Annotated in this window: 10 protein-coding genes; 3 read left to right on the top strand and 7 right to left on the bottom strand. The window is 42.7% G+C overall.

The window, feature by feature from the left end:
* Window positions 1–178: 178 nt before the first annotated feature.
* The 6 genes from nagX to AB4238_RS16360 form a co-directional block, all read right to left on the bottom strand.
* Window positions 179–1,342 (bottom strand): transmembrane glucosamine N-acetyltransferase NagX, encoded by a 1,164-nt coding sequence (gene nagX / locus AB4238_RS16335; RefSeq protein WP_372034383.1) that lies wholly within the window; start codon window positions 1,340–1,342, stop codon window positions 179–181.
* 118 nt (window positions 1,343–1,460) lie between these two features.
* Window positions 1,461–2,597: an N-acetylglucosamine-6-phosphate deacetylase gene (gene nagA, locus AB4238_RS16340; protein WP_372034384.1), complete on the bottom strand. Its 1,137-nt coding sequence runs from the start codon at window positions 2,595–2,597 to the stop codon at window positions 1,461–1,463.
* 51 nt (window positions 2,598–2,648) lie between these two features.
* Complete coding sequence (nagK, locus tag AB4238_RS16345; RefSeq protein WP_372034385.1) at window positions 2,649–3,554, bottom strand: N-acetylglucosamine kinase; 906 nt, start codon at window positions 3,552–3,554, stop codon at window positions 2,649–2,651.
* A 218-nt stretch (window positions 3,555–3,772) separates the two neighbouring features.
* Window positions 3,773–6,433, bottom strand: a complete 2,661-nt coding sequence (locus AB4238_RS16350) for a family 20 glycosylhydrolase (protein ID WP_372034386.1) — start codon at window positions 6,431–6,433, stop codon at window positions 3,773–3,775.
* Window positions 6,434–6,460: 27 nt separating this feature from the next.
* Window positions 6,461–7,948: a methyl-accepting chemotaxis protein gene (locus tag AB4238_RS16355; protein WP_372034387.1), complete on the bottom strand. Its 1,488-nt coding sequence runs from the start codon at window positions 7,946–7,948 to the stop codon at window positions 6,461–6,463.
* Window positions 7,948–8,754, bottom strand: coding sequence for a pilus assembly protein PilM (locus tag AB4238_RS16360; protein WP_372034392.1), 807 nt, complete (start codon window positions 8,752–8,754; stop codon window positions 7,948–7,950). Before AB4238_RS16360 ends, AB4238_RS16355 begins: the two co-directional genes overlap by 1 nt.
* Window positions 8,755–9,303: 549 nt before the next feature.
* On the opposite strand from AB4238_RS16360, the gene AB4238_RS16365 reads away from it, so the two are divergent.
* The 3 genes from AB4238_RS16365 to AB4238_RS16375 all read left to right on the top strand — a co-directional run bounded on the left by AB4238_RS16365 (window position 9,304) and on the right by AB4238_RS16375 (window position 12,492).
* The gene (locus AB4238_RS16365; protein WP_372034388.1) at window positions 9,304–10,209 is read left to right on the top strand and encodes a sulfite exporter TauE/SafE family protein; all 906 of its coding nucleotides are present in this window, start codon (window positions 9,304–9,306) and stop codon (window positions 10,207–10,209) included.
* Window positions 10,210–10,238: 29 nt separating this feature from the next.
* Window positions 10,239–10,925, top strand: coding sequence for a SapC family protein (locus AB4238_RS16370; protein ID WP_372034389.1), 687 nt, complete (start codon window positions 10,239–10,241; stop codon window positions 10,923–10,925).
* Between the two features lie 61 nt (window positions 10,926–10,986).
* Window positions 10,987–12,492, top strand: a complete 1,506-nt coding sequence (locus tag AB4238_RS16375) for a tryptophan halogenase family protein (protein ID WP_372034390.1) — start codon at window positions 10,987–10,989, stop codon at window positions 12,490–12,492.
* Window positions 12,493–12,571: 79 nt separating this feature from the next.
* On the opposite strand, the gene AB4238_RS16380 is transcribed toward AB4238_RS16375, so the two are convergent.
* The coding region (locus AB4238_RS16380) for a transposase (RefSeq protein WP_372034391.1) at window positions 12,572–13,098 on the bottom strand (527 nt) is incomplete at its 5' end.

The raw sequence follows: 13,098 nt of genomic DNA on the forward strand, positions 1-13,098 counted from the left end.
AAATACTTAATGCAATTGGAATCTGTCCCCAATGCTGGGTTATTGTTTCATTGATGTTAAAACATTACCACCAAAAAGACAACGCTGTCATTTTAACTTTAAGCGAATTAATTTCATAAACCAGCATCGACTATTCAGTCGCATTAATGGCGCAACTCAGCAGCTTAATTACAAAGACTTAAACCTTTATGAAAATTGATCGTTTATACATCCAATTAAGCACTAACCACTGCACTAGTAATAATCCGATTACCGCCACTAAGCTCTGAGCTGGTAAAGGAAACCAATTGATAACCCCGCCAAATAGGCTTTCAGCAGTATACTTCCAGTTAACAATACTGGTGGCAAGGTAGATAACTATCGCGTTACAGCCAATCACAATAAACGGAAATGCCCAGCGACTAAGCTTTATAACATCGATAACGCCATAAAAAAGCGTCAATAACAACAAACTCCAACCGGATGTAACCAGCACAAAACTGCTGGTCCATAATGTCTTATTAACAGGGATAATAGGTGATATCAGCCAGCCCAGAACGAGTAGCCCTAAACCTAGCAAACACATTACAGCAAGCTTATACCACTCCCCTTTGGCATGGCTCTTAACAATAAAGTGACCGACAAAAACACCTAGGAGGCCGTTAACGACTGCGGGAATAGTTGATAAGATCCCTTCAGGGTCAACCGCTGCATTTTGATAAGTGATGCCAGGTAATAGCATGCTATCGATAGCTGCATTAATTGATCCGGTAGCTGTAAACGAGCCAGTACCATCAAGTGTTACTAGTGGAAACAGTTGCAATATCGCGTAAGCAACTAAAATAGTAACACTGGTGATCACTTGGGTTCTGAGGCCCGTATGCCAAACGAGTAAGGCACAAAAGAACCAAGCAAAAGCAATACGACCCAATACACTTGCGTAGCGAATATCTCCCAATGCCATAGGAGCACCTGTGCCCCAACCATGGTTATAAATGACCCCGAGCAATAGCAATAACAGTAACCTTTTTACAGCGTGCTTATAGAGTGGCGTTCGCTGATGCATTGGCAGCTTATCTAGCCTTTTTGGTGATAACCCAAGTGCAACACCTGATAAAAATATAAATAGCGGAAAGATTAAATCGTAGAAGGTGAAACCATGCCAAGCGCTATGGTGCATCTGTTTATCGAACCAATGTAAGCCGCCCCACCCCGTTAATACGATGAGTGCTGCGAAAATGGCTTCACCACCCAAGATCCAAAACATATCGAACCCACGAAGCGCATCGAGTGACTTAAGTCTTACTTTGTTCTGTTTAGGACTGGGATCTGTCTGTGAATGGATATCTTTTATTATTGTCATTAGTATCACTCTTTAAACAAATAGCTGCTACGGTTTAATTTCAACGACTGAGCTGTAGATAACAAAAAACCTCAATAGCCTAAGCTACAGAGGTTTAGCTAAAATGCTCTCATATCTTTTAACGCGCAGAAAAAATTAATTGCCCGCCAATATAGGTTTGCTGCACCTTATACTCATCGTTGATTAACACTAAATCAGCACGCTTCCCTATCTCTAGTGAACCGAACTGCTTATCTATACCTAAGAATTTGGCCGGGTACAGAGAGGCCATTCTCATCGCTTCCTCTGGTGACAGCTCAAGCATAGAAACGCTATTCTTAACTGCTCCAGCCATATCAAGTACGCAGCCAGCAAGCTCGCCAGTTACCGCATTAAGCCGATCACCAACACGTATGACTTGGGTGCCAAATAGCTCGAAACTCTCTTCGCTATCAAGCCCTACTGGCGGCATAGCGTCAGTGACTAACATGACTTTGCCTTTAGGCTTGGCGTTAATAGCCACTTTAGCGGCTGCTGGGTGGACATGATGCCCATCAACAATAAGTCCACACCATGCATCAGCACTCTCAAGCGCTGCGCCAACCATGCCTGGGCTACGTGAGCCAAAAGCAGACATCGCATTAAAAAGATGAGTAAAACCTGTGGCACCGGCATCTAAAGCCGCCTTTACCGTGTCATAGTCAGCATTAGAGTGACCCAAGCAAACCTTTACGCCACTTTCCACCAGCGCCGATATAACTTCAGGTGAAACATTCTCCGGCGCAAGAGTGACAACTCTTACTCCTAAATCTTGACGGCTAAACACTTCAAGCTCAGCATTTGAAATACGTCTAATATGTGGCTGTGGGTGAACGCCCTTTTTCGGTATTGATAAATGTGGCCCTTCAAAATGAACGCCTAAAACACCAGAGCTTTTAGCGGCTATAGCATCAGCTACTGCATCGGCGGCATGTTGCATTACGCTTACGTTGTCGGTTATTAATGTTGGTAAGTAGGCTGTCGTTCCAAACTTTGCATGAGCAAGGCCAATTGCTTCGATCCCCTGACGAGTAGGGGTTGCATTAAACAGTACTCCGCCGCCGCCATTTACCTGAACATCAATAAATCCAGGGCAAACAGTGCCATTCACTTTAGACTCTTTAGCGCCCTTAACGGTATCGAACGCGATAATATTGCCGTCTTCAAAAGTGATCGGCAGCTCAGAATGATACTGCTGCCCATCAAAAAGTCGCTCTGCTACTATTGTTTGCTTCATTTGAAACTCACTATCAATTTTTGTCTATGCCACCATCGAAACAGCACAAAGCTACTGCTGTTGCTGCTTATAATGCTCTTGCTGTGCGTAGAATGCTGCGCCCCACTCTGGAGGCTGTAGCGTCGGGGCTATTTCAGCTATAACATCATCATCTAACCAATTGGCCAGCGGTTCAGCAAGGCCACCAATCATAGAGAAACGCGGTGGTTCTATTGTGAAGAGTTTTCTTGCCAGCTCGCTTATATAGCCAGCGCCCTCACGCACAATGTCTTGCGCCACGCCATCTTTTAGCTGAGCAGCTTCGAACACATTTCTCGCTAACTTGGCATAGGTACTAGACGATTGCCCAGCTAAATTGTCGACGATTCCCATGGCATTGTTAACATTGAAATGAGCGAATAAGCGCTCTGTGAGTATGGTTTTCTCTCCAAAACCATCTAGCGCGAGTAGCACCTGCTCACTGGCTTTTTGTCCAAGCCATGCCCCGCTACCTTTATCACCTAATCCAAAACCATGACCACCAAGACAAAGTTCCTCGCCTGCAACATGTGCATAGCCGCAAGAACCAGTGCCTGTAATGATGACTGCGCCATCACCGCCTTCATGAGCGCCGATACATGCAGTATGAAGATCCGTCGTTAGGTACATACAAGCAAAGGGATGTTGCCAATTCAATACTTGTTCGTAAAGCCTAGAGACATTGACGCCTGCAAGTCCAAGCCCTGCAATTAAGCGTTCGCTGTCCGAGCTTTTGAGCCCTGCATCAGCCAACGCCAACTGAGTTGACTCTTCAATAGATTGGAATGTTTGCGCTAAACCATGCAGCGGGTTGGCACGCCCGGCGACGCCAGTTCCCACAATGCTGAAATCACTTGTATATATAGTTGCGCGGCACTTACTACCACCACCATCGATACCTATATACAAGGATGCTTCTTTCGCCTGGCCTATGCCCATGACAAACCTCTTTATTGTTCTAATATTTAATGTTGAGCTAATAAACTTAACTGAGAAACCTAATAAGTTAATTGTATGTTACAACAATAATGACAGCGTTGTCATTTGTTTTTTCACATTGCTTTTAGGATAAGAATAGATGCAGTAACACCTGTTAGTTACCGCATCTAACCTAAGTAAATACTCACATCATCACAGCGCTCTGCCTGATGCTGTGATTATTTAACCCGCAACGTTCGACCTTTTCGCACACCGTCAGCGGCAATAGCTCGAACTTCGACGTTGCCCTTAACAAGCGCACCCGCGTTATAAAGCTGCCAATCGCCACCATTAACTCGATACTCTATCGCCAGTCCTGGATAGATAAGGTTAGCGAATAGCTTATTATCTTTTATTACTGCACCAACAGTTGGCACTCGGTAGCTAATGCCAGCTTTATCAAGCTTTATCAACTCTTTGTAGCCTAAGGTATTAGCAATCGCCTGCCACTCTAATGCCTGTTGGGCTCGCATATCTTGAGTAAACATTCCACTCTGTTGGTTGTAAATAGCGCCTTGATATTGATAAGGCACTTCCCAACTAGGCTTATGCCATGCTCGCTCGGCTAACATCAATACACGCGGGAACATCAAGTACTCGGCAATTTCATCACTGCGAACGGTTTCGCTCCAAAGCTGACCTTGAATGCCGCTAAATTTAGCCGACTTAGCAAGCGGTCCACTTACAACATTGCCATTTTCATCACGTTGAACTGTGTCATCGGCTTCAAACGGCAAGCCCTCAATATCGGTCCATTGCTCAGCATTGGCAGGCAAGTTATCGGTCATAAAGCTATGCACGTGCTTGCTGTTACTTTGCCTAATGCCCCAGTAATAGCCGTGCTCCTTTGGATCAGCTTCATAGGGGAAGTCAAAGTAGAGTACTTCAGGCTGACTCAATACCGTCTGCCACCCTAAGTTAGCTTGTTGATGAGCGCGCTTATGGCCTGCATGTGCGACAATGTCCCAAATGTTTGACTGTACCCGTTTTGGCATGTTTTCTGGGCGAGTATGGCTCATGCCATCGCTCCAACCAGCAGCTTCTATGCCTTTTGCTGCAAGTAACGAAGCGGTTCTTTCGATGAAATAAGCCCCAAGTTCACTGCTGTCTTTAACACCTTTATCGTTATTGGCGATAAAGGTTTTACACACAGGAGACTCAAGCCAAGCACCAGCGGTTTCGTCAGCACCAATATGGTAAAGCGATAGCGGTACACCAGCCGTTTTGTGCAGTTGTGCTATTTCATCAATAACTTTATCGATAAAGGTAAACGTCGACTCCATACACACATTGAGGGTGTTATCGTCATAGTATTGCACCGATGAATAAACCGTTTTGTCGTTACTATCTGATAGTAAATACTGCTCAGCTTCAGCCGTTAAGCCCTGCGCTAGCAGTTTACGGTAACGTGCTTCCATCGACTTTATCGCTGCACGAGAATGACCCGGCATATCCATTGATGGAATAACTTGGATTTGTCGTGCATCTGCAAACTGCAGAATCTCGATATAGTCAGCTTTACTGTAGTAGCCATTGACCTTTACATCACTAAAGGGGCCGCTGCCAAGTTGAGGTAGCAAACAGTTATCCTCAGTTAAGTCATGGCAGCGTTTACTGCCGATATCGGTAAGCTCGGGAAGCCCTTCAATCTCTAGACGCCAACCTTCGTCGTCAGCCATATGCAAATGCAACTTATTGAGCTTATAAGCGGCCATTTGATCCAACAGATCTAATATCAGCTGTTTACTATGGAAGTTGCGAGATACATCGATGTGCATTCCGCGAAAATCATAGCGTGGGGAATCTTCCACCGACATTGCGTTTACGACTAGCGTGTTTACATCAATCAAAGATGTTAATGATGCTAAACCGTAAGAAAAACCAGCATCGTCATTAGCGGAAATGGTAATCTGTTGTGCACTAATATCGAGATGGTAACTGCCAGATACAGCTTTTACTGGTAACGGTAATAACGCAACCGAGAGCCCTTTATCTGACTCAGCGACACCCAATCTTGCTAGGCGCTTAAGTGCTGCCTCAACTGACTGAGGCTTAACCTTGTTATAGTTGATCTTTAGCCCTTCTTTCAAAGAGGCTTGCGCAGCATCAGCGGTTAACTCAACCGATGTAGGCATTGGTATAATACGGTTTTCAGCCAACTTAGCATCGGTTTTAGTCGCTAGGTTATTTGCATATAAAACGCCTGATGTCGCCCACTCGACTTTATCATTCTCGGTGCGCTTATACTGCTTTTCTGCATCGGTAAAATCTGCAGCGTAAGGGCGGAGTTCTAGGCCTGTTTCAGTATCAATGGCAACCTTGGTGCTGTCTATTAATATTGGGGCAGAGCCATTAGCAACAATATAATAGTTAGGCATTGCATCGGTTTCTGCTAGTTGCCAATTATCGCCTCGAAAACGAATCGTTTTGGTCTGCCCTTTAACTAATCCTTTAAACCCAGTTGAAGGTTCAATTTTGTGCAGATCGCCTTTAACACGAGAAATGGTAAATTCATCACCTTCAATCGATTGCACAGGTCTCATCTGAGAGTAGTAAATAGCCCAATCTTTAGCCGCGACATCCACAGGAAAGGTCAAATCTATTTCTGCTACAAAACACTTGCCGCCCGCAGAGTCTTTATCGCACTTATTATCAGTAACATTAGTCACAACTCGGTAGTTGACAGCCAACTGCTGGCCAATAAGGCTCAACTTGTCTTGACTCAGTGCAATGGGGGATCCGTTTTTTGCACCTTTAGCCGTTATTTCAACATCCTTTTGAGAACACGCGCTGGTCGCCAATATCAAGCCAACAGCTGCTACAATTAATCTTTTCTTCATTACAATCCTCATTTCCATATTCTTTTTTTATAGGTGGAACGATTTAACCAAGTCGCGTAATTTCTCCCCCTGGTGAAATAAACGATCACTTGATTTTGCAAGTTTTTCACTGTCTATTGAAGCCGAACCCGACACCGCCACTAGATCATCTAAGCTCTTAGAGATCCCAGCTGTAACCTCTGTTTGCTCTTTTGCTGAACTGGCTACATCTAAATTCATATTGCTGATATTAGATACAATTTCTGTCACGTTACCTAGTAAAACTTTAATCTCTTTAGAGTGAGATAGCGCCTCGCTAGATAGAAGTTGGCTCGACTGCATTACAGTGACGGTCTCTGTCACTCGATGCTGTACCAGCTGGATCATCTTTTGAATTTCACCTGTGGCTTGTTGCGTTCTGCTCGCTAGAGTTCTCACTTCATCAGCAACTACCGCAAAACCTCGACCCTGCTCTCCTGCTCTGGCAGCTTCAATCGCTGCATTAAGTGCCAGTAAGTTGGTCTGCTCCGCAATGGCATTAATCACTACCACAACTTCATCAATTTTCTGCGTCTCTTGCTGTAACTGCTCAACGGATGATGCAGATAGCGTTAGCTCATTGGCTAAACGGTCAGTAAGCGCTAACCCCGCATCAAATTGTGACTGGCTGTGCTCAACCTCTTGATCGGCTCGAGTAGCCTCATCCGCTGTTGATTTGGCACTATTTGCTACTTCAAAGGCACTACCACTTAACTGAGTTATCGCGGTTACAGCGGCTTCGGCATCGAGTAGTTGTGACTGTACTCGCTGATTATTGGTATTAGAAAGTGCATCAAGCGCTGTGGCGTCGGCTAATATCTGCTCCGAGGTTTCACTGACTTTAGTGATAGTGCCGTGGATCTGCGCAATAAACTGATTAAAGGCTAAGCCTAATCGGCCAATCTCATCTTGACTCTCTACCGGCAATTTACGACTTAAATCACCATCACCAATTGCAATCTCATTCATAGCCTCGACGACATGAGCCAGAGGGGCAATCACTAATACGCGTAAAATAAAGAATATAGCGACAACACTAAAAACCAGAATAAGCAGCGCCATAACAATATAAGTCGTCATGAGTTCATTCATTGCGCTATGAATTGGTGCGGCTGAAAACTCAATTGATAATTGCCCAGTTGCTTTACCATTATTGGTAAATTTAATGCTGTGGGCTAATAGCTCACTTGCATCAACCGAATAGGGTTGACTGGTCTCTGCCATCGATTTACCACGATGGTCGAGGACTGAAATTGCGTAGATTTTGGAGGACTTTAATGATGTCGATAGCGCTGCACTAATCTGCTCAAAATCATAGTTGAATATCGGTTGTGCCAGGGTAACTTCTAGATTGGCTAAGGTATTTAGTTGGTAATCTTCAAACTGCTGCTCTAGTTTAGATTTTTCAAGTAGGTATGCAGAGCTAAAAAGAATGGTGACGACAACAAACAACGCCGAAGCTAGACCAATTAATACTCTTGTAGATAAAGAATTCATTACATAGCTCCTTCAATACTAAACAGGTCCAACCATAGCTCTGATCTTGATATCGGCGTGAGCGGGCTTAACCCTGGGGTTTTTAAACGGATAATCGCTCTTTGTTCAAAGTTTGCTTTGGCATAAAGTTCATCAATCTTCAGATGCTGATTAAACAACTTATCAAAGCTGCCATCACTAACCATCAGTTCCAATCCTTGTAATAGATCTCTAGCAAGCTCAGGTTGTTGTGGAGAAACGAAGAAATAAGCTGGTGAGCGGTACTGCAGTAACACTCGATCATCAACCTTTAAACGAGGATCAGGATGTTTATCTAATTCGCCCCAAATCTCCTGTGCACCAAGGGCTAAATAGTCAAAGCGCTCACCTTCAAGCATCGGGTACAAATTCTTGTATTTATAGGTGGTAACAATAGGAAGACCGCCAGCACGAATGATATCGGCATCTGGCCAATAATGATTTTGCCCTGCTGTAAATTGCTCAAAGTCTGCTTGATTGAGAACACGATTAAAATCAACTTGAGACTGCTTGCGAATAATAAGCAATCGATTGCCAAGCAAACCTTTAAATATGGGGATCCGAATAGGTAGAACCTGCGACTCAAGCTCAGCTGAAGTCATACTCCAAAACACATCAACATTGCCCGCTAGCGACTCTTCAACTTTACGCTTTTGATTCATTTCAGTGGTGATTATTTTAGACTGGTACTGGCTATTGACTCGCTCAAGAGCTGTTTCCATTAGCGTTAATTGCCAACTCTGAGGAATAGTGGTTACCACGTCCTTTGCAAACGCGTGACTAGCCATAAGCAATGCACTTAATAGCAGTATTAGCGTCACAACTGTTTTGTTCATATTAGTCACTCCATTAATGGTCTAATCGTGACTACGGCAGTCAACGCTAGGTAAGAGCTATTATTTTTATTATCTAATGATTAAAACAGGCCAAGCCTCTTTAGAAAAAAATGGCCGAGCACTTAACAAGCACTCGGCCTACACTAGTTTCTGGGGAGAGACTATAGGAATAACAAACACTATTTGTTTGTTAAAAAAACACGAATTAGGAGACCTCATCCTATCCATGCAGACCTTACTAACAGCTGCCACACAAGCAGATGACAACGCTGTCATAAATAAACATACACAAGAACAAACAAGATTTCTACATTTTTTTGACAATTGTTTTTAGCAAGAATCACTATATCAAGAGACTAGAACTACGATCCCCTATTCACTATGGTTTTCAGCAAAATTTAGCTGGTAGAATTTAATGACAACGCTGTCTAAAGTAAGTAACATCTTGAACACATCTGAATGATATTTTAATAATAACTAATTCGTGAGGTGTTTTTTATTGTGTCGTTTTTAGCTGGTTTTCAGCCTAGTAGATTTAAAAAGATCTCTTTCATTACACTATCAGCATTGCTTTGGCTTGTTTGGGCTATGTCATTTGACTCTAGCTTTGAAGTAACGAGTCATTATTTCTACTTTTTATTTTTGGGTATTATCGGTGCCATATTTGCAAACACCACGGGAGCGGGCGGAGGTGTAGTGTTTATTCCTGTTTTTAATTCATTAGAATTAAGTGAACTTCAAGCCCTCTCCACATCTTTCGCCATTCAATGCTTTGGTATGACAGCAGGAACATTAACCTGGTGGAGATACTATAAAGACAAAGTAAAACATCACTCACAGCTCAATGCTAATGATTGGTCACAGTATCCAATCATTTTAAAATGTTGTATTCCGGCCTCTATTGCAGGCCTATGGCTTTGTCAATTCACCGACCTTCAACCTCCACAATCGATGCCATTCACTTTTGGGGTCTTTTCCATTGTTCTCGGAGTTATTTTGGGGATCAATTGCATTTATCGAAATCAGCTATCAGATCGTCGGCTTTTATCAAAGAAGGAGCTGTATACAATAGTATTCATAAGCTTTTTGGGTGGAATTATCACTGGCTGGCTTTCTGTTGGTGTCGGTGAGTTAGTCGTCATATATTTGCTATTAAAAAGAACAGCACCAATAGTCGCTATAGCCGCAGGAGTAACCGTATCAGCAGCGACTGTGTGGGCTAGTGCATACATTCATTTTACTCCATCTGCTCAAACCTATTTTCAGATTGTTCTCTTTGCTGGACCTGGAGCTATTCTTGGTGGGTTATTAGCGCGAAGAATCGTAACGTTAATGTCTGTTAAAAATCTGAAACTAGTTTTTTCTTGCTGGATTATCGGGAGTGGCATTTTTATGTTGCTGCTATAACTAACGAAAATATAAATAAGGAATTCAACATGGAAGCAGCATACGTAGCTTTAAATAACAAAGAACATCAAAATATTCGTATAAAAGATATGAACAATTTTGAAGAGTTTAGCAATGATCATATGGCACCATTGATGGTGCAAGAGTTCATACAGGCTTCAGCATCTTTTCCCATTATCTTTACCAAAGATCCAAAATCAATGCAGTTTAAAGCCGTCGCTTTATTCGGACTAACCCCCGAGACCAATCAATTTGTAGTTGAAGGAAAATGGACTGCACGATATCTACCAATGGTGCTGCGAGGTCAGCCTTTTATTGCTAGAGAAAATGAACAGCAGAGCATCATGATAGGTTTTAACAATAACTCAAAGCTTGTTAACACAACTGAAGGCCATCGCCTTTTTGATGAAAATGGTGATCAAACTGACTATCTAAAGCAACAGGTAGCGTTCATGGGAAAGATTGCCGAGTATCACCATATAACATCATTATTTATAAAGCATTTAACTGACAACGAGTTGTTGCAACAAAAAGTGCTCACCATTAAAGGAACTAATGGTAAAGACCATAATATTCAAGGCATTTTCACCATAGATGAAGAACGCCTTAAAGCGCTACCCGATGACAAATTAGTTATGTTTGCCAAGCAAGGTCTATTTGGTCCTATCTACGCTCATTTATCCTCTTTAGGGCAAGTTGATTTATTAATAAAGTAATAGTTAGTTAGGGCATCTAAATGCAAGGTGCCAACGATATGTTTATGGCGGGAGTGTTTTGATGAAAATTAAACCAAAAAGCATCGTTATTGTTGGAGGCGGTACTGCTGGATGGATGGCAGTAAATAGCTTACTTTCTTCATGGGGAAATACAGTCCAAATCACTCTTGTTGAATCAAAAGATATTGGCATTATTGGGGTTGGCGAAGGCTCCACCCCTTATTTGAAACAATATTTTAGCAGCTTGGGAATTAAAGAGTCCGAATGGATGCCAGCTTGTGATGCAACCTACAAAGCGGGCATCAGCTTTCCTGATTGGTCTACAAAAGCTGGATATGAAAGCTACTTCCACCCTTTCTTTTCCAAATTGGATCTAAAGCCGGCGGATCTGTTTTTTCATAATAGCGGCCTAAGAAGAAGGGGAATAAAGGTTGATGCTCTACCTAACCACTACTTTGTATCATCGCAACTTATAGAGTTAAACAAATCACCAGTGCCTAGAATTGACCTCCCATTTGATGTTGATTACGGCTATCACTTTGACTCCGCAAAGCTAGGTCGTTTTTTAAAAGATAGAGCATTAAAGCTCGGACTGACTCACGTCATTGGCAACGTTACAAGTGTAGACACCTCCGTTGACGGACATATAACAGCCGTCAATGTGGAAGCTCAGCAATCCCTTAATGCTGATTTTTTCATCGACTGTACCGGCTTTACAGGTTTACTTGTTAATAAAACATTGGGACTTTCATTTTGCAGTTATAAAGACTCCCTTTTCAATGATGCTGCAGTCGCTATACCTTCCAATTTAGCGTCACACACAGAGGTTCCTGCCCAAACAGTTTCTAGAGCATTAACCAACGGTTGGTCATGGAGAATTCCATTAACCTCAAGGTGGGGCAATGGTTATGTTTTTAGTTCTGATTTTATTAGTCCTGATAGTGCAGAAACTGAATTACGAACTCAGCTTGGGCTATTAGATTCTGATATCGAGGCTAGACATTTAAAAATGCGTGTTGGGCGCCTAAATCAACATTGGCACAAAAACTGTTTAGCTGTAGGACTGTCACAGGGGTTTATTGAGCCACTAGAAGCAACAGCACTAATGCTAATACAGTTTACAATCGACCGTTTTATTAGCAGTTTTGAAGACGATTCAAAGTCCGATGAGTTAACTAAAGCTGACTATAACAAAGACTTAAACAAAACTTTTGATGGAGTCAGAGATTATATTGTTGCTCACTACAAGTTAAATAGTCGTAATGACAGCGCTTATTGGCAAGCATGTAGAGAAGATGCACGAACACCAGATTCATTAGCTAACTTGATAACAACGTGGGACAGTGGAGGGGACTTTGAGAGTGCGCTTAAGCAACAACAAGACTCACTTGTATACCTGCGCCCTTCTTGGTACTGCCTTTTTTCAGGGATGGGACGCTTTCCCTCTACTACTATCGAAAATGCTCAATCTGTCCCCGCATTAAGAGCAAAGGAATATTGCCAAAAGGTAGCAAATGAATATTTTATCAGCCATAAAGCACAGTTAGAAAAAGTATATCAGAGGTAAGATCAACATAAATTAAGCACTGTGATAACCACGGTGCTTAACTTACGAGGGCGTTCAATATTCTGTGTCAGGCTAATTTTTAAATGTCTAGGACGCTGTCTAAGCGCCCTTCAAAATAAATGGCTAACTGAGATAAACAAAGGCTCCAATTATGAATTGGCATTGTCCATTTTTCTGAGGCATTCAATATGCCGGCATATAGTAGCTTCAACAAGCTATTTTCGTTAGGGAACGCTCCCTTCGTTTTAGTCAGTTTTCTAAATTGACGGTGGACAGCCTCAACAGCATTGGTCGTGTAAATCACCTTCCGTATATGCTCTGGATATTTAAAGTAATGTGATAGGTTGTGCCACTTCCTGCGCCAGGAATTGATAACCATTGGGTAAGTACTGCCCCACTTGGCTTCTAGCTCATCCAGTGCAAGCTCAGCAGCCTCTTTACTTACCGCTCGATAGACAGGTTTTAAATCCGCCATAAAGGCTTTTTGGTTCTTAGAAGCGACATACTTCATTGAATTACGGATTTGATGGATAACGCACAGCTGAGTCTCTGTTTCAGGGAAGATAGTCGCTATCGCCTCTGGGAAACCTGTTAGCCCATCGACGC

Source organism: Shewanella sp. 10N.286.45.A1, from assembly GCF_041470405.1.
GTDB lineage: Bacteria > Pseudomonadota > Gammaproteobacteria > Enterobacterales > Shewanellaceae > Shewanella.